The sequence below is a fragment of the Endozoicomonas sp. NE40 genome (assembly GCF_040549045.1).
In the GTDB taxonomy this organism is placed as follows: Bacteria; Pseudomonadota; Gammaproteobacteria; order Pseudomonadales; family Endozoicomonadaceae; genus Endozoicomonas_A; species Endozoicomonas_A lisbonensis.
Window position 1 is genome coordinate 502,972 of the sequence record NZ_JBEWTB010000002.1, and the last position, 19,529, is coordinate 522,500.

Annotated in this window: 10 protein-coding genes and 2 rRNA genes (1 of these 12 running past the window's edge); 5 read left to right on the plus strand and 7 right to left on the minus strand. The window is 50.4% G+C overall.

What is annotated here, in order from left to right:
• Window positions 1-88: 88 nt before the first annotated feature.
• The 5 genes from V5J35_RS03310 to putP all read right to left on the minus strand — a co-directional run bounded on the left by V5J35_RS03310 (window position 89) and on the right by putP (window position 8,639).
• Window positions 89-2,737, minus strand: coding sequence for a molybdopterin-dependent oxidoreductase (locus V5J35_RS03310; protein WP_354016264.1), 2,649 nt, complete (start codon window positions 2,735-2,737; stop codon window positions 89-91).
• A 27-nt stretch (window positions 2,738-2,764) separates the two neighbouring features.
• A complete protein-coding gene (locus V5J35_RS03315; RefSeq protein WP_354009895.1) occupies window positions 2,765-4,006 on the minus strand; it encodes an NAD(P)/FAD-dependent oxidoreductase in 1,242 nt (413 codons plus the stop codon).
• A gap of 1 nt (window position 4,007) precedes the next feature.
• Window positions 4,008-4,352, minus strand: a complete 345-nt coding sequence (nirD, locus tag V5J35_RS03320; protein ID WP_354009896.1) for a nitrite reductase small subunit NirD — start codon at window positions 4,350-4,352, stop codon at window positions 4,008-4,010.
• A gap of 27 nt (window positions 4,353-4,379) precedes the next feature.
• On the minus strand, window positions 4,380-6,917 hold the full coding sequence (nirB, locus tag V5J35_RS03325; protein ID WP_354009897.1) for a nitrite reductase large subunit NirB: 2,538 nt from the start codon (window positions 6,915-6,917) through the stop codon (window positions 4,380-4,382).
• A gap of 195 nt (window positions 6,918-7,112) precedes the next feature.
• Entirely contained in the window at window positions 7,113-8,639 is a 1,527-nt protein-coding gene (gene putP, locus V5J35_RS03330) for a sodium/proline symporter PutP (RefSeq protein WP_354009898.1), read from the minus strand.
• Between the two features lie 431 nt (window positions 8,640-9,070).
• Here putP and hutI point away from each other — a divergent pair, with 431 nt between their 5' ends.
• From hutI to V5J35_RS03355, 5 genes are all read left to right on the plus strand, one after another.
• A complete protein-coding gene (gene hutI, locus V5J35_RS03335; protein ID WP_354009899.1) occupies window positions 9,071-10,357 on the plus strand; it encodes an imidazolonepropionase in 1,287 nt (428 codons plus the stop codon).
• A 15-nt stretch (window positions 10,358-10,372) separates the two neighbouring features.
• A complete protein-coding gene (gene hutG / locus V5J35_RS03340) occupies window positions 10,373-11,389 on the plus strand; it encodes a formimidoylglutamase (protein ID WP_354009900.1) in 1,017 nt (338 codons plus the stop codon).
• A gap of 13 nt (window positions 11,390-11,402) precedes the next feature.
• Window positions 11,403-13,106, plus strand: coding sequence for a urocanate hydratase (gene hutU, locus V5J35_RS03345; RefSeq protein WP_354009901.1), 1,704 nt, complete (start codon window positions 11,403-11,405; stop codon window positions 13,104-13,106).
• A gap of 1 nt (window position 13,107) precedes the next feature.
• Entirely contained in the window at window positions 13,108-14,643 is a 1,536-nt protein-coding gene (gene hutH, locus V5J35_RS03350; protein ID WP_354009902.1) for a histidine ammonia-lyase, read from the plus strand.
• 67 nt (window positions 14,644-14,710) lie between these two features.
• Window positions 14,711-16,804: a hypothetical protein gene (locus V5J35_RS03355; protein WP_354009903.1), complete on the plus strand. Its 2,094-nt coding sequence runs from the start codon at window positions 14,711-14,713 to the stop codon at window positions 16,802-16,804.
• A gap of 225 nt (window positions 16,805-17,029) precedes the next feature.
• Here V5J35_RS03355 and rrf read toward each other — a convergent pair.
• Both rrf and V5J35_RS03365 read right to left on the minus strand, forming a co-directional pair.
• A 5S ribosomal RNA gene (rrf, locus tag V5J35_RS03360) occupies window positions 17,030-17,145 on the minus strand.
• Between the two features lie 133 nt (window positions 17,146-17,278).
• A 23S ribosomal RNA gene (locus V5J35_RS03365) occupies window positions 17,279-19,529 on the minus strand; it runs 643 nt beyond the window's last position.

Here is a 19,529-nt window from a genome sequence, read left to right on the forward strand (position 1 = left end):
AACTCATAGGAAAACGGAAGAATTTCATAAAATTTAAGCGATACGACAAAAATACCTTGAACAACCTGCCAATGCCTTACGAGGAGGGTTAATTAACGCTTCTTATCAAACGTCCAATTTCTGGTATACAGGAACCACAGTGAGTACCCGCTTTCAATTTAATGCCGACCTGAGCAGGTTCAGTCAATCCATCCGAGACGATTGCCCGACAGATAGAACGCTCTCCAACCCCAAAACAGGTACACACGGTTTTACCTTCACCCTCTCCCTGAGACGCAACAGCTGCCAGCAACTGCCAGCGTTGAGCGACTGTCCATTCTCTTTTCAGGAAAGCCTTCTGTAGCCAGCTTCGGTCACATAACACAGACTGCCTGCCGGCTATCAAAACACCCTGCAATACATTCTCATCAAACCATGCACAATGCACCACCCCCGAAACCGGATCACGATAATCAATACGGTCTTCACCCGGGTTCAGGTACTCAATCATACTTCTGTTGTCTGACAGCTCATAACGGAAACCTTGTTCCATACGAATCTCTGTCGCATAAGTGAACGCTTGCATATCCAGCTTTTTACGGGTCAGAAAAACACAGTGCCAGTTGAAATGACAGGGTTCCAGCTTTACCGGCGTATGTTTGAAGTCGGGCTGCCTGGAAAAAGGGTCAGTCAGCGGGTTAACCAGTGAACCAATCGCACCTGAACGGCTGTTGCTGCGATTCCAGTGCATTGGGGCAAACACCGTTCCCTGTCTGTTGCCCGTCGTTAATCTTACCTTCAGCACAGCCGTTCCGAACGCCGAAGATACACGACAAAATGACTGTTCTTTCAGACTGAACCGCTCTGCGTCTTCGGGGTGTACTTCAATAAACGGCTCATCAATATGCTGGCTCAGTCGGGCTGATAAGCCTGTTCTGGTCATGGTGTGCCAGTGGTCCCTGATGCGCCCGGTATTCAGCAACAGCGGATAATGGCTGTCAGTCTGGTTGCTTTGCCATTCAAACCGGGTAGGAATAAACCGGGCTCGACGATCCTCAGTAAAAAAAATTCCGTCAGTAAACAATCGCTTACGACCTGAAGGAGAACTCAACTGACTGTCTGACACTGGCCACTGTACCGGTTCCAGCTGGTCATAATCACTCTCTGTTAAACAGGCCAGAGCGCTGATATCAAAACCCCGTCGTTTACATGAATCATTATTTTCAAAGCCTGACAATGCCGCATGTTCACAAAAAATCTGGCTTGCACCGGAATAGTCAAACGCTTCTGAAAAGCCCAGCCTTGCAGCCACCTGACTGATAATCCACCAGTCTGGTCTGGCATCACCCGACATGGGAAACAGTGCTTTCTGCCTGGATATCCGGCGTTCGGAGTTAGTTACCGTACCGTCTTTTTCGCTCCACCCGGCAGCGGGCAAAAGAATATCGGCATACGCTGACGTATCGGTTTTTTCAATACAGTCTGAAACGACCACTGTCGGGCATTGAGCCAGCGCGGCAATACACTGGCTGGCATCCGGCATACTCACCAGGGGGTTGGTTCCCATAATCCAGATAAATTTAATATCCCCTTTCTCAATTGACCGGAATAAATCAACCGCAGTCCTGCCCGGTTTCTCAGCCATATTGGCTGCCTTCCAGAAGCGTCGAACCCGGTCTATATCATCCATATCAGAGAAATCCATGTGCGCCGCCAGCTGATTTGCCAGCCCACCCACTTCACGCCCGCCCATGGCATTGGGCTGCCCGGTTAAAGACAGCGGCCCGCTACCGGGCTGACCGATGCGCCCTGTTAGCAGATGGCAATTGAGAATGGCATTAACTTTATCCGTTCCTGAAACGGACTGGTTAACCCCCTGCGACCAGGCCGTCACCGTTTTATCCGTTCGGGCAAACCACTGATAAAAGGTTTCCACATCCGTGCTTTTCAGGCCACACAGCTCAGCCACAAGACGAACCGAACCCACACTGTCTTCTGCTGCTTTCAGGGCAGACTGCAACCCTGTCGTATGTTGACCAACATAGTCAGCATCCATTACTCCCCTGACCGATAAATCCAGCAACAGTCCGGCAAACAACGCGACATCCGTACCAGACTTAATCGACAGGTGCAGATCAGCAATATCACAGGTATCTGTCTTTCGAGGATCAATCACAACAACTTTCATTGCTGGTTGCTGCTGCTTCGCAGCACGAATTCGCTGAAACAGAACCGGATGACACCAGGCTGTGTTAGAACCCACTAACACCAGCAAATCACACAGTTCCAGGTCTTCATAACAGTTGGGTACGGTATCTGAACCAAAAGCACGCTTATGACCGGCAACGGTTGAAGCCATACACAGGCGGGAATTAGTGTCGATATTGGCGCTGCCAATAAACCCCTTCATCAGTTTATTGGCCACGTAGTAATCTTCGGTAAGCAGTTGCCCAGAGCCGTATAAAGCCACCGAGTCAGGGCCATACTGTTTAATGGTTCTGTGTAACCGGCTGACCACCTCGTCCAGGGCTTTATTCCAGTTGACTTTTTCACCGTCAACTACTGGCGTCAGCAATCGGTTCTCCAGCGAAACCGTTTCTCCCAGGGCGCTCCCTTTTGAGCACAGCCGACCAAAGTTGGCAGGATGATTTTCATTCCCCTGAATATCGACCAGATGAAGTTCCGGGTTACGAACCTCTGCTGTAATGCCACAACCTACCCCGCAGTAGGCACAAGTCGTGTGTACTGTCTTAGCCATTCGCATTCTTATTTATTGTTATTCCGATTAAGCTGCCGGTAAAAATCGTTGACCAAATATCAGGCATTGCCTGAATAAAGAAACATCGTCAGCACGGGTCATCAAAGTCTGATACCACAACCCGTCACTGACATCTCCATACAGCAGCACACCTTTTATGCGGTTGTCCCGAATGACTATTTTCCGGTAGACACCGTACTGCCGAGCGTCCACCAGCAGTTCCTCATCACCTTCCGCAGCAACAAATTCGCCACAGGAAAACAGGTCGATGCCATCTACCTTCAAACTCGTCGGAATAGGGACAGGTACAAACTCCCTGGACTGTCTGCCAAGCAGTTGCTCACTGACCACATACGCCTGCTCATATACTGGAGCCACCAGCCCGAATAACGAGTTCCGTAACTGTACGCACTCACCAAAAGCCAGAATCTCCGGGTCGGAAGTCTGCATCCATTCATTGACCAGTACCCCCCTGTCACACGCCAGCCCTGCTGCTTGCATAAGAGTAATATTCGGTCTGACACCGGCTGCCACTACTACCAGAGAAGCGTCCAGACATTCCGGCTGATCATACTCATTGATGATTTCAACCTGCCGGACAACTCCTTTGCTATCTGCGTCCCTGCCACCCGTAAACTGTTGCAGTCGTGCGCTACAGCGAAAGGCGATACCCCGGCTCTCCAGTTCCCGTCTAAGCATGTTGCCAGCAGTACCGTCCAGCTGTCGCCCAAGAAGTGTCGCGCTGTTATCCACCACCGTCACACTCATACCACGTTTTACCAGACCACTGGCACACTCCAGCCCTAACAGGCCACCGCCAATCACCACAGCACTGGCGTCTGGCTGCCTGCTGGCTTCCAGCATAGTGTCAACATCTTCGAGCTGCCGGAAAAACAGGATACCTTTCAGGTCTGAGCCGTTAACGGGAATAGAGACTGACAGGGAGCCGGTTGCCAGAATCAACTTATCGTAGGAGTGTCGTGTGCCGTCAGCGGTTTCAACCTGCTTCAGCTCCCTGTCAATGTCTGTCACCCTGTAACCACTGCCGGACAGAAGACTGATGCCGTGTTCCTGATACCAGCCTTCGGAGTGCAGCTCTATCGCCTCCCGCCCGATACTGCCTGCCAACAGTCTGGACAACTGGATACGGTTATATCCCGGATTGGATTCTTCTGACAGCACGACTATTTCATGGTCATGCCCCCCCTCTGCCAGATGCTCCAGCAGACGAACGGAGCCCATACCATTGCCAACCACCACCAGCTTCATATCATGCCACCCAATCAATGGCTGGCATCATAACCATCACCCGACCATCAACCACTTCAACGGGATAAGATTCCAGACAAACGCTTTCATCCTCAAGGCAAATGCCGGTCTCAAGATCAAAATGCTGTTTATAAACAGGCGACGCGACCACAATACGCCCCTCCAAATCGCCGGTAATTCCCCGGGATATCACATTGCAGCCACTAAATGGATCAAGGTTGCTGACAGCAAACATCTGACCATTCACCAGAAACAGCGCAACCTGACGATTATCGACCAGAGCACACGCCCCCAGTCCGTCTCTGATCTCATGAACTGAACAGACTTTTTTCCATACATTACTCATCACACTCTCCTTATCGCTATTCCCTTATCACTGGTTTCCTATAAGTCTGACCTTTTCAACCTGAGTAGCAGGCCGAATCTGCTCACGCTCCCTGACAAAAACGACATGACTGTCAGGCTGATCACTGTTCATAAAATGACTGAAACGTTTGAGTTTTTCGGAATCATCCAGTGTCGTTTTCCATTCACACTGGTAAGTGCCGATCAGGTGCGCCATCTCATTTTCAAGCTCTTCTGCAATTCCAAGGCTGTCGTCGATAATGACTTCCCTGAGGTAATCAAGGCCACCTTCCAGATTGCCGAGCCAGACCGAAGTTCTCTGCAGACGATCTGCGGTTCGGATATAAAACATCAGGAAGCGATCGATGTACTGTATCAGGGTGCTGTCGTCCAGGCCGGTGGCAAACAGATCGGCATGCCTTGGTTTCATGCCCCCATTACCTGCAACATAGAGGTTCCAGCCCTGTTCCGTTGCAATGACACCAACATCCTTGCTCTGAGCCTCGGCACATTCGCGGGTACAACCGGAAACCGCCATTTTTATTTTATGTGGAGACCGGACTCCGCGATAACGGTTCTCCACCCGGATTGCCATCCCAACACTGTCCAGCACACCATAACGACACCAGGTACTGCCGACACAGGACTTAACCGTTCGCAGAGATTTGCCATAGGCATGACCGGTCTCAAAACCAGCATCGACCAGCCGTTTCCAGATAGCGGGTAGTTGATGCAGCTGAGCACCAAACAGATCAATACGCTGCCCGCCAGTGATTTTGGTGTAGAGGTTAAAGTCCCGCCCTACTTCACCAATCACCAGCAGTTTTTCCGGTGTAATCTCCCCACCGGGAATCCTTGGCACCACGGAATAAGTGCCATCTTTCTGCATATTGCCGAGGAAATAATCGTTCGTATCCTGCAGAGGCGCATGTTCGTCCCGAAGAATATAATCGTTCCAGCAGGAGGCAATAATTGACCCAACTGTTGGCTTGCAGATATCACAACCGAGCCCGGTTCCATGTTTTTCAATCACCTCTGCAAAGGTTTTTAACTGCCCCACCCGCACCAGGTGATAAAGCTCCTGCCGGGAATAAGGAATGTGCTCACACAAATCCTTCTTAACTTCGACCCCCAGCTGCAACAACTCATGATCCAGCACCTGTTTCACCAGCTGTGCGCAACCACCACAGCCGGTACCCGCCGACGTTTCTGCCTTGAGAGTAGCCAGATCCTGACACCCTGCTGTAATGGCCTCCACCAGTTCGCCTTTACTGACATTGAAACAGGAACAGATCTGGGCAGACTCCGGCAGTACCGCCACCCCGACACCTGCTGAAGACTGACCCTCAACCGGGGGCAGGATCAGCTCTGCCGGATTATCTGGAGGACGTATGTCATTCAATACCATCTGCAGAAGTGTGCCGTACTCCTGAGCGTCTCCCACCAGTACCGCGCCCAGAACCTTTTTCTTGTTACCCGATACCACCAGCTTTTTATAAACTTCTTTCTCTTCATCAATAAACCGGTAACTCAGTGCGCCAGGCGTCCGGGCATGAGCATCGCCAATACTTGCGACCTCCACCCCCATCAACTTCAGTCGGGTGCTCATATCGGCTCCCTGAAACAGAGCCATCCCGTCGTGCAACAGTTGGTCAACAACCACCTGTCCCATTTGATACCCCGGTGCGACCAGACCATAAATCCGGTTATTCCAGAGCGCACACTCACCAATGGCAAAGATGCGCGAATCGGATGTACGGCACTCGTTGTTAATTACAATGCCGCCTCTTTCACCGATGTTCAGACCGCACTGCCTTGCCAGTTCATCCCTGGGGCGAATGCCCGCTGAAAAAAGAATCAGGTCAGTGTTCAGGTGTTCGCCATCGGCAAACTGCATCTGGTGTACGGCCTTATCACCCTCAACAATCTGCCGGGTGTTTTTGCCGGTATGAACCGTTACTCCCAGCGCTTCAATCTTGTGCTGCAGCATGGCACCACCGCCCTCATCCACCTGCGCAGCCATAAGCCCTGATGCAAATTCGACGACATGTGTTTCCAGACTCAGGTCTTTTAATGCTTTAGCGGCTTCAAGACCCAGCAAACCACCACCGACCACCGTACCGGACCGGCAGGATTCAGCGGCAGACTTTATGGCATCAAGATCATCAATGGTTCGATAAACAAAGCAGTTAGGTCTGTCATGCCCACTGACAGGAGGAACAAACGGATAAGAACCGGTAGCCAGCACCAAATGATCATAAGGCTGCTCAACTCCGCCGCTGGTCATCACTTTTCCAGATGCGCGATCAATGACTTCTACCCGGTCATTCAGAATCAGCCTGAGCCCCGGTTGCTGATAAAAGCCATCAGACACCATGGACAGCTCTTCAGCAGAACGTCCGGAAAAGTACTCTGATAAATGAACTCTGTCGTATGCAGGCCGACTCTCTTCACCAAAGACAATGACTTCAAACTGATTCAGACCACCGGCTTCAACCAGCTGTTCCAGAAAGCGATGGCCGACCATGCCATTGCCGACAACCACCAGCGTTTCCTTGTTACTCATTACCCATGTTTCCCACATCTTTTTGTTTACAGGGAACTGTGCAAGGTGTGTGCCAGACAGGTTTAGTCCGGAAGATTATTGGGGAAAAGAAGAAAAAATACGCCGCTTAGGCTGGCGAGCGCACAAAAAAAGTGCAATTAAACCGGGCAAGGCACTGAATTAACTCCCTGCGCCGCTGAATTGCAATTCTTACTGTCAGGAAACCGAAGGTTCCTCATCATCATAATGTGAAAGCTGTTCGACCCGGCCATTAACTTTATCAAACAGGGTTTCCATGGTTTTCGATGGCCTTCTGCCCAGGTAGCTGAACACCATCACAGCCAGAGTTGCAGCAATAATTCCCGGGATAATTTCATAGAGGTCATACCAGCCACCCTGCTGCTGCTTCCACCACACGACGGTCAGGCCACCAGCCACAATACCCGCTAATGCCCCTATGCCGTTCATCCGTCGCCAATACAGCGACAGTATCAGCACCGGACCAAAGGCTGCACCAAAGCCTGCCCAGGCGTAGGACACCATACCCAGCACCGAATGGTCAGGATTAAGCGCCAGCCAGGTGGCAATCACAGCAATCCCCACCACGGCGATACGTCCAACCAGAAGCACTTCTTCCTGAGGGGCGTTGCGGCGGAAAATATCCCGGTAAAAGTCTTCTGCAAAAGCCGTTGAACAAACCAGTAACTGCGAGTCCGCAGTACTCATGATGGCAGCCAGAATAGCGGCCAGAAGAATACCGGCAATCACCGGATGGAACAGTGTATTCACCATCAACATAAAAATTGCTTCGGGGTCATCAAGGCTAATCCCAGTTCTCTGTGTGTAAACCGCACCCGCGAGGCCTACCAGCAAAGCACCCAACATGCAGATGCCCGTCCAGCTCACGGCTATTCTGCGAGCCAGCACCAGCTGTCCTTCAGACTGAATCGCTTTAAAGCGAGCCATGATGTGGGGCTGGCCAAAATACCCAAGTCCCCAGCCTAACAGGGATAACACCGTTATCACGGACAACGTTTCGCCTTCGACAGTGGTTAACACACTTAACAGTTCGGGGTTGATCCGCTGCAACTCCTGAAAAACCGTATCAGCCCCGCCACTGGCTTCAAGGGCAGCAACCGGTACCACCAGCAGGGCGGCAGCCATTAATAGTCCCTGAATTAAATCCGTCCAGCAGACAGCCAGAAAACCACCATACAGCGTGTAGGAAATCACGCTGACCATGCCAATAATGACTGCCCAGTGATAATCAATGCCAAACACCGATTCAAACAGTTTGCCGCCGGCCACCAGGCCAGAGCTGGTATAAAAAAGGAAGAAGATCAAAATAAAAATCGCCGAGACAGGTTGCAACAATCCTTTTCTGTCTTCAAAACGATTGGCAAGAAACTCAGGTAACGTTAAAGCGTCATCAGCCAGAGCGCTGTAGGTTCTCAGACGGCGCGACACAATCAACCAGTTCAGCCAGGTGCCTCCCAGTAAACCGGCCGCCAGCCAGAACGCCTCAAGGCCAGCTGCAAAGGCGTAACCAGGCAGTCCCAGCAGTAACCAGCCACTCATATCAGACGCCCCGGCACTTAACGCCGCTGACCATGGCCCAAGGGAACGCCCGCCAAGAAAATAATCGGAAGAACTCAGAGTCCGACGCCAGGCAAACAGGCCGACAAGCAGCATCAATCCAAAGTAAACCAGGAAGGTTAACAGAATCAGGTTATTATCAGTCATCGTCGTTACCGGATTAAGTGATTAGAACGACTGCTTTTCTAAAACGGCTTATCTAAATAAAGTTAGTCCACTTCTCTGTATTTCGTCATATTTGTTCAGTTTTTAATAACTGTATGAATTAAAAGGCTCTCTTAAAAAACAGTGTCAGCTCATTAATTTCGACCATGCTCCCGACAATACAGTTGACTACTTTCCCTTAGCAGGTCAGAAAGGACAGGCAGAGTGGCTTTTATTGCAATGCTTCACCATGAAGCAGCTATCCTTATTGTCCGACGATAAATTGCCCGACGATAAATTGCCCGACGCAAAATTGCCCAGCGCCAGACAAGTACTTGTCAGTTGGCCTGAAACTCTTTATATCTTTAAAGACAAGGTTAACCAATGCTACCGCAGTCACCGTGTACAACCGGCGCTGCTTACGGATTCAATTTATGCCCGAGCATCAGCATCTTATGCCCAAACCCCAGATGATCAGCCTCAAAGACTGTAGCCGGGTATGGATTAACGTAAACCTGGCAACGTTTGACCCGGCCCTGTCAGATGCCTACGGCGTTCAGACAAAATGCGCTCTCGGTGTTCAGGATGGTCGCATCGCCTGCATTGAGCCAATGTCGTCTGTCACCGCAACTTCACTGCCCTATGATGTCATCGACGGCCATAATGGCTGGTTGACTCCGGGGTTAATTGACTGCCACACCCACCTGGTCTTCGGCGGTAACCGGGCCAACGAATTTGAACAGAGGCAGCAGGGCAAGTCCTATCAGGAAATCGCCAGAAAAGGCGGAGGAATTCTGTCCACCGTCAGGGCAACCCGGGTTCGCTCCAGAGAACAGCTGATTAAATCTGCTCTGCCCAGACTTGAGGCACTGATCAAGGAAGGGGTAACAACGGTTGAAATCAAATCGGGTTATGGGCTGAACCTTCCCGATGAAATCAAAATGCTGGAAGTCGCCCGGGAACTGGGTAGAAGGGTTCCCATCCGGGTTAAAACCACTCTGCTGGCTGCCCACGCCCTGCCCCCAGAGTACGCCGGAAGAGCCGATGACTACATCGATCTGGTGTGCAATGAAATCATTCCCACGGTGGCTGAACAAGGTCTGGCAGACGCTGTCGACGTATTCTGTGAAACCATTGGCTTCAACCTGAAACAGTGCGAACGGGTGTTTCACACCGCACTTGACCACAACCTTGCTATCAAGGGTCATACCGAGCAGCTCTCATTGACCCATGCCAGCTCTCTGGCCGCTTCAATGGGCGCCCTGTCCTGTGATCATCTGGAATATCTGGATGAAACCGGTGCTGTGGATCTGGCTCAGTCAGGGACTGTCGCTGTTCTGCTGCCCGGTGCTTTTTACTACCTGAAACAGAGCAGAAAGCCTCCCATCGAACTGCTTCGCCGCTTCAAAGTGCCTATGGCGGTTGCCACCGATATTAACCCCGGCAGCTCGCCCCTGGCTTCAATCCGGCTGATGATGAACATGAGCTGTATTCTGTTTCAACTGAGCGCAGCCGAAGCCATTGCCGGAACAACCCGGGAAGCTGCCCGGGCGCTGGGTATCATTGATAACTTCGGCACTATTGAAGTGGGCAAAATCGCAGACCTTTGCTTATGGGATACTAACCACCCCAACGAATTGCCATACGAGCTGGGTCACTCACCGTTACAACAGCGCATCCTTGGTGGAGACATTGCTCATGGGGATAGCTTATGGACATAGTTATGGACATAGTTTATGAGTGCTGAGTCGGCTAAACCTGGACTGGCCCGCCCTGATCCCAAAGCGTATCAGGAAAAACTGCCCGACATGTCCCTGTGGCATGGCAGAATTGATGAAGAAACTGTTCCGGAATGGGCTCTGCGCTGGCATCAGAAGGTTAACAATTATTCAGGCCAGTCAGCATTACCCGGTGTTACCCTTGCAGGTTTTGCTTCCGACGAAGGCGTACGCAGAAACAAGGGACGCCCCGGAGCGGCTTCAGGCCCGGATACTCTGCGCAGAGCTTTGGCAGGACAACCATGGAACCGTGACCAGCCAGTATACGACAGCAGCACGATCATTTGCCGGGGTGGCAACCTGGAAGCCGCACAGCAGGCCTTTGCCCTTCACATCTCAAAACTGCTGGATAACCAGCAGTTACCAATTGGATTGGGAGGTGGTCATGAAATCGCCTGGGCCAGCTACCAGGGGCTTATTCATCACTTGCATCCTGAACAGAAGCCCAACGTTGGCATTATCAATTTTGACGCACACTTTGATTTGCGAAAACCCGATCAGGCAGGTGCCAGCTCCGGCACCCCGTTCTGGCAGATAGCGGATTATGCCAGACAACAACAACTGCCCTTTCACTACCTTTGCCTTGGTGTAAGCCGCAACAGCAACACCCGGGTGCTGTTTCAAAGAGCCAGAGCTCTGGGCGTCGATTTTCACTACGACGATGATATGACCATTCTCCAGCTGAATACACTGACTGACGCACTGTCCCGGTTTATTGATAAAGTCGACCATGTTTACCTGACCATCGACCTTGATGGGTTTCCTGCCGCACTGGCTCCCGGTGTCAGCGCACCAGCCAGCCGGGGTATTCCGCTGGAAGTGGCGGAACCTCTGCTGAAAGACATCCGGGATTCAGACAAGCTTCGACTGATTGACATCGCCGAGTTCAACCCAAACTATGATATTGATCATCGAACCTCAAGGCTGGCTGCCCGGTTGATTCATTTGCTGACTCTTCAAGAACCGATTCTTTAGGAAACTATGAGTTATGACAAATAATAACTGCTTAAAAACGGACAGCTCAAGGACGGACACTTCCCGAATAATCTCAGCCCCAACCGGCTCAACGCTGATCACTAAAAGCTGGTTAACCGAAGCCCCGTTACGAATGCTGATGAACAACCTTGACCCGGCGGTGGCAGAAAAGCCTGAAGAGCTGGTCGTCTATGGTGGCATTGGTCGTGCAGCAAGAAACTGGCAGTGCTTTGACAAAATTGTCGAGGTACTCAAACGATTAAACGAAGATGAAACCCTGCTGATTCAATCCGGCAAACCCGTTGGTGTATTTCCAACCCACGCTGACGCCCCCAGAGTACTGATTGCCAACTCTAACCTGGTACCACACTGGGCAAACTGGCAGCACTTCAATAAGCTCGACCAGCAGGGCTTAATGATGTACGGACAGATGACAGCAGGTTCCTGGATCTATATTGGCTCCCAGGGCATCGTCCAGGGAACTTATGAAACCTTTGTCGCTATCGCCGACCAGCACTTTTCAGGCAGTGCTGCCGGTAAATGGATTCTGACAGCCGGTCTGGGCGGCATGGGAGGCGCTCAACCCCTGGCTGCGACCATGGCTGGTTTCTCTATGCTGGCGGTTGAGTGCGATGAGAGCCGAATTGATAAACGCCTTGAGACGGGCTATCTGGATCGAAAAACAACAAACCTTGATGAAGCCCTGGAGTGGGTGCAAACCGCCTGCAAACAGAAACAACCACTGTCTGTAGGGCTGCTGGGTAATGCTGCGGACATTCTGCCGCAACTCTTGTCCAACAAAAAGGTTTTACCCGATGTCGTAACCGACCAGACCAGCGCCCACGACCCACTGAATGGTTACCTGCCTTCAGGCTGGAGCCTTGAAAAAGCCAGACAAGCCAGACAGCAAAACCCGGAAGACTTAAACGCCGCCGCCCGTTCATCCATTGCCACCCATGTTCAGGCCATGCTTGAATTTCAGAAAAACGGCTCGGTGGTCGTTGATTACGGCAACAATATCCGCCAGGTCGCTCTCGAAGAAGGGGTCCAGCACGCATTCAATTTTCCCGGTTTTGTTCCAGCCTATATACGCCCTTTGTTCTGTGTGGGTAAAGGCCCTTTCCGCTGGGCTGCCCTTAGCGGTGACCCTGAAGATATTTACAAAACCGATGCCAGAGTCAAAGCGCTTATCCCTGACGATAAACACCTCCACAACTGGCTGGATATGGCTAAAGAAAGAATTCATTTTCAGGGGCTGCCAGCCCGAATCTGCTGGGCAGGGCTTTCTGACCGGACGCGTCTGGGGCTTGCCTTTAATGCCATGGTCAGAAGCGGAGAGCTGTCGGCTCCTGTTGTGATTGGCAGAGATCATCTGGATTCCGGCTCTGTCGCCTCCCCCAATCGTGAAACAGAATCAATGCTCGATGGTTCTGATGCCGTATCCGACTGGCCACTGCTGAACGCACTACTGAATACCGCCAGTGGGGCGACCTGGGTCAGCCTTCACCACGGTGGCGGTGTCGGCATGGGCTTCAGTCAGCATGCCGGTGTAGTGATTGTCTGCGATGGAACTGAAGCGGCAGACCGCCGTATCGCCAGAGTCCTGAACAATGACCCTGCTACGGGTGTCATGCGCCATGCTGACGCCGGTTATCAGGAAGCCATAGACTGCGCCCGGCAGGGCCAGCTGGATTTGCCCATGCTGGAGGAACAATAATTTGTCGCAGCTGATAACTCTGACACCCGGCACATTAAGCTTTGAAACCTTACGGACCGTCTATGAGCAACCCATCCGGTTAACGCTCTCACCAGATTGCCACCAGGCTATAAACAACAGTGTTCAGGTGGTTGCGGATATCATTGCCAGTGATAAAACCGTTTACGGCATCAATACAGGCTTTGGTCTGCTGGCAAATACCCGCATTCCCTCAGATCAGCTGGAAACGCTTCAGAACAGTATTGTTCTCTCTCACGCTGCCGGTACGGGTGAACGCCTGAGTGACCCTCTGGTACGCCTGATTATGGTGCTGAAGCTGAACAGCCTGTCCCGGGGCTTTTCCGGCATTCGTTTGAAAGTCCTTGAAATGCTGGTTGAACTGGTCAACCACGGTATCTACCCCTGTATTCCCTCTCAGGGCTCGGTGGGTGCATCGGGAGACCTTGCACCACTGGCACATATGGCTATGACTCTTTTAGGCGAAGGGGATGTGCGCCATAAGGGGCAACAGATAAGTGCCAGAGATGGCCTGGCTATCGCCAATCTCTCCCCCGTTAAACTGGCACCAAAAGAAGGTCTGGCACTTCTGAATGGTACCCAGGTATCCACGGCATTAGCGCTACAGGGACTCTTTGAAGCAGAAGACCTCTTCAATGCCGCCCTGTTAGCAGGCAGCCTGAGTGTTGAAGCAGCTCTGGGCAGTCGTAAACCTTTTGATGCCCGTATTCATGAAGCCAGGGGACAGCAGGGTCAGATCGACACAGCAGAACTCTATCGACATATTCTTGAACCTGAGACAGAAATATCCCGGTCGCACACAAACTGTAAAAAAGTTCAGGACCCTTATTCACTTCGTTGCCAGCCTCAGGTGATGGGGGCATGTCTGACTCAGCTTCGACACTGCTGCGACATTCTCCTCACCGAAGCAAATGCCGTCTCTGACAACCCTCTGGTTTTCTACGACGAGGGGGAAATTCTTTCTGGTGGTAACTTTCATGCTGAACCGGTCGCCATGGCTGCAGATATTCTGGCTCTGGTCATTGCAGAAACTGGCGCTCTGTCAGAACGACGGACAGCTTTGCTGATCGACAGTCAATTATCTGGCCTTCCTGCTTTTCTGGTTGAAAACGGCGGTGTGAACTCCGGCTTTATGATTGCCCAGGTGACAGCGGCAGCTTTGGCCAGTGAAAACAAGATGCTGGCACACCCGGCCAGTGTGGACAGCCTGCCCACCTCTGCCAACCAGGAAGACCATGTTTCCATGGCAACCCATGCAGCCCGCCGCCTGCAGGCTATGAATAGCAATGTCAGGGGAATTGTTGCGATTGAACTGCTGGCAGCCTGTCAGGGGGTTGATTTTCGCAGACCTCTGAAAACATCCGGTACGCTGGAGCAGGTTTATAATGAAGTTCGCCGGTTTGTTCCTTTCTACGATAAAGATCGGTTTTTCGCACCAGACATTGAAAGCATCAAACAGCTACTCATCACTAAGAAAATTGTTTCACAGCTCCCTCAAAAAACATTACTGACTTTATAAATACGTCTTCGTAATTAAGCTATGTTTTATTAGAAAGAACGCTTATCTGGGTAATGGGGAACTCTCGATGCAACCAAGTAATACAACCGGTACCACAGGTACAGCCGGGCTGGAGCATTTTTATCCTGGAATGGATGATCAACATACCCTCAACAGCAAAGGCGAATTTGTCAACCTATCCGTCCGCAAAGTAGAAAATACCGTCAATAAGCTTATCAGCAATCGAAATAATCAGTTACAACAAGTTCAGAACGCCACACAAACGTCAGTTTATGAACGACGTATAAAAATTCTTAAAAAACACGGTGATTTCCATACCTCAACTGAACGCCTGAACAATAATAGCCACAAAGGGAGAAAGGGTAAATTAGGTATTATTGATGATAAAGTGCTTAAAGAGAATATTGATGCCATTAAAGACATAGCGACAGACAAGCTTGCTGATAAACCAATAGGTAACGACAAAGATAATAAAATTGTGGTCAGTAAAAAAGGGTTAAAGAAGCGTGCTCAAGAGGATCTTTCAATATTTTTTTCCCAGTCTATTGATGAAGCCAAAACACCCCAGACACTCCAGACACTCCACCATTTTATTAGCAAGGAAGCAAAAGAGAACGGAATTACTTCTAAACAGTTATCAGCACTAAACAAAGCACTCATAAATAAAGCCGATGATATGACCAGAGCATTACCACAGACTCTTCTATCAGCTTCTAAAAAAGATAATCAGCCCTCTCACAAAACAGAAACTAAAAAACTTCAATATGTTCACGATTTGCACTCAATGCTAAATACTGTCGCTCCAGGAGTATTGAAAGTTCACAAAAGCACTATCCACAAAGAAGCCGTCAAAGCCTTTATCAACGCAACCAATCACCTTGAACCACACAGCTCCAGCTTTGGTGAAACGCGAAAAATATTAGAAGGTATAGAATCAGATAAAAAAGAACTTCTTCAGCCAGTACTCAATGCGACGAGTAAAGATACGCAGCAGGTTAATAGGACCTTAGTCAGGATAAATGAGGCGATAGAAAATACTGTCAAAGTGATGAAAAACCAGCTTGCTCAGATTAAAAATAGAACTCAGGACCTGCAAACAGCAGCCAAACAGCTTTCAGGGTATCAGCAAGATCTGAGTAAATTGACAACAAAATTAAAAGCAAAGGTTCGGGATCTGGAGTCTAAAGAGTCAGAATATACCCAGCTCAGAGACAACGCTGGCTCTAAGCTAAAGCGACGATTTAACGTATCTTATCAATGGGCACGTCGGGCCAACAGGATTGAAAAAAATAAGCTTGGCGCTCAAAAGGAGCAATTACAACAACAGTTTAAGGAGTTGAAAGGGGAAATTCTGGATCAAAAAAGACAATATGCTTACCTGAGAGCAGAGCTTAGAAACATTCACAAGAAATTTTCTGACAGCCAGGATGTATCATCTGGAGATGCCATCGATCCTCGTTCAGCGGTAGGGAACACTAAGTTTGATGAAATATTATCAGGTCTGGAAGCTCGAAACGAAATTGATGAGTCTGATGTAGTAACCGCACATCAATATTTCTCAACACTTGCTCAATCCGATGTACCAGAAGAGACTATCGAAAGAATGGCTGCAAAATATAAGCAACTTGTAGAAAAAGAAAGCTTTGATGGTTATCAAGCGCTCTGGGTAATCTCTAACAGCTATACAGATTCGTCAGGAAGCAACTTTGAAGATGACTGTGCCAAAGAAATTGCCTACCTGACCGAGCAGGCACAACTCACCCCTGCCCACAGCCCCAAACTCCACAGAAAAACAGTTAATCAGCCTGAGTCATTGCAGCTGGAATCCCGATTGGCAAAAGTAAACTCTTTGGATACAGCAGACTATTCAAACAGCGGTATAGCAAATTATGTGAAAGAAATGTCAGAACAAAACCCTCAGCTTAAAGCTGAAATCAATGAAATCTGCGAGTTTTATCTTGATGGACTGGAAAATGATCTGAAAGCCTTTGACAACAACTCAACAGGCTTTAATGAGTTATTCGTCGATCATTACACTGCCCTTGGAGTAGGAATAAGAGCATTAGTAGATGATCATTCATCAGCCAAAGACGCCTGTTCCCAAATGGCAAATTATCTTCAAGAACGCGAAGAAGAGTTAAACAGGACAAGTCACTTATAATTTTTTGCGGCATTGTATTCTTCCCCCATACAGCAAAAACCCCAATCGATATCTCGACTGGGGTTTTCTTAATTAGTGCCTGACGATGACCTACTCTTTTATGCCCTTCAGGGTACACATGGGCTCTTCCATAAAAAGCCCACACTGCCATCGGCGATGTGTCGTTTTTTTTCCACACATAGCAAAAACCCTGACAGATTTCTCTATCAGGGTTCTCTAATAAGTGCCTGGCGATGACCTACTCTCACATGGGGAATCCCCACACTACCATCGGCGATGTGTCGTTTCACTTCCGAGTTCGGGATGGGATCGGGTGGTTCCAACACTCTATGGTCACCAGGCAAAACTGGTTTGAGTCTCTAGTGTCTAGAAGCTAGTTACTAGTTACTCTGGAATCTTCAACTTAAGCTGTATTTCTTGCTCTACACTCTCTAGCGTATGGCTCTGGTGTTAACCAGATCGCTTTGGCGTTATATGGTCAAGCCTCTCGAGTCATTAGTACTGGTTAGCTCAACGCCTCACAACGCTTACACACCCAGCCTATCAACGTCGTAGTCTTCAACGTCTCTTATGTGGTCTCTAGGACCAAGGGAAGTCTCATCTTGAAGGGGGCTTCCCGCTTAGATGCTTTCAGCGGTTATCCCGTCCGAACTTAGCTACCGGGCAATGCGTCTGGCGACACAACCCGAACACCAGTGGTTCGTCCACTCCGGTCCTCTCGTACTAGGAGCAGCTCTCCTCAAACTTCCAACGTCCACGGCAGATAGGGACCGAACTGTCTCACGACGTTCTAAACCCAGCTCGCGTACCACTTTAAATGGCGAACAGCCATACCCTTGGGACCGGCTTCAGCCCCAGGATGTGATGAGCCGACATCGAGGTGCCAAACACCGCCGTCGATGTGAACTCTTGGGCGGTATCAGCCTGTTATCCCCGGAGTACCTTTTATCCGTTGAGCGATGGCCCTTCCATTCAGAACCACCGGATCACTAAGACCTACTTTCGTACCTGCTCGACATGTACGTCTCGCAGTCAAGCTGGCTTGTGCCTTTACACTAACCGCACGATGTCCGACCGTGCTTAGCCAACCTTCGTGCTCCTCCGTTACTCTTTGGGAGGAGACCGCCCCAGTCAAACTACCCACCACACAATGTCCCCGATCCCGGTAAGGGACCTGGGTTAGAACCTCAATATTGCCAGGGTGGTATTTCAAGGTTGGCTCCATGCAGACTGGCGTCCACACTTCAAAGCCTCCCACCTATCCTACACAAGCAACATCAAGATCCACTGTGAAGCTGTAGTAAAGGTTCACGGGGTCTTTCCGTCTAGCCGCGGATACACTGCATCTTAACAGCGATTTCAATTTCACTGAGTCTTGGGTGGAGACAGCGTGGCCATCGTTACGCCATTCGTGCAGGTCGGAACTTACCCGACAAGGAATTTCGCTACCTTAGGACCGTTATAGTTACGGCCGCCGTTTACCGGGGCTTCGATCAAGAGCTTCGCCTAAGCTAACCCCATCAATTAACCTTCCGGCACCGGGCAGGCGTCACACCGTATACGTCCACTTACGTGTTAGCACAGTGCTGTGTTTTTAATAAACAGTCGCAGCCACCTGGTATCTTCGACCAGCCGGTGCTTACGGGGCAAGCCCTTCACACCAGCCGGCGCACCTTCTCCCGAAGTTACGGTGCCATTTTGCCTAGTTCCTTCACCCAAGTTCTCTCAAGCGCCTTGGTATTCTCTACCTGACCACCTGTGTCGGTTTGGGGTACGGTCCCTTTTGACCTGAAGCTTAGAAGTTTTTCCTGGAAGCATGGCATCAACCACTTCCCCACCGTAGTGGGTTCGTCATCAGTTCTCGGCATAAGTGGTTCCGGATTTGCCTGAAACCACAGCCTACGACCTTAAACAGGGACAACCATCGCCCTGCCGGCCTAGCCTTCTCCGTCACTCCGTCGCAGTCAAAAGGGGTACAGGAATATTAACCTGTTTCCCATCGATTACGTCTTTCGACCTCACCTTAGGGGCCGACTCACCCTGCGCCGATTAGCGTTGCGCAGGAACCCTTGGTCTTCCGGCGAGGGAGGATCTCACTCCCTTTATCGTTACTCATGTCAGCATTCGCACTTGTGATACGTCCAGCATGCCTCCCGGCACACCTTCAACCGCTTACACAACGCTCCTCTACCGCTCAATACTAAGTATTGAACCCGTAGCTTCGGTGAATAGTTTGAGCCCCGTTACATCTTCCGCGCGAGCCGACTCGACCAGTGAGCTATTACGCTTTCTTTAAAGGGTGGCTGCTTCTAAGCCAACCTCCTGGCTGTCTGGGCCTTCTCACATCGTTTCCCACTTAACTATTACTTTGGGACCTTAGCTGACGGTCTGGGTTGTTTCCCTTTCCACGACGGACGTTAGCACCCGCCGTGTGTCTCCCTTGATTGCACTCATCGGTATTCGGAGTTTGCATGGGGTTGGTAAGTCGGGATGACCCCCTAGCCCAAACAGTGCTCTACCCCCGATGGTGAGACAAGAGGCGCTACCTAAATAGCTTTCGAGGAGAACCAGCTATCTCCGGGCTTGATTAGCCTTTCACTCCTATCCACAAGTCATCCCCTGGCTTTTCAACGACAGTGGGTTCGGTCCTCCAACCAGTGTTACCTGGTCTTCAACCTGCTCATGGATAGATCGCCCGGTTTCGGGTCTATACCTTGCGACTATG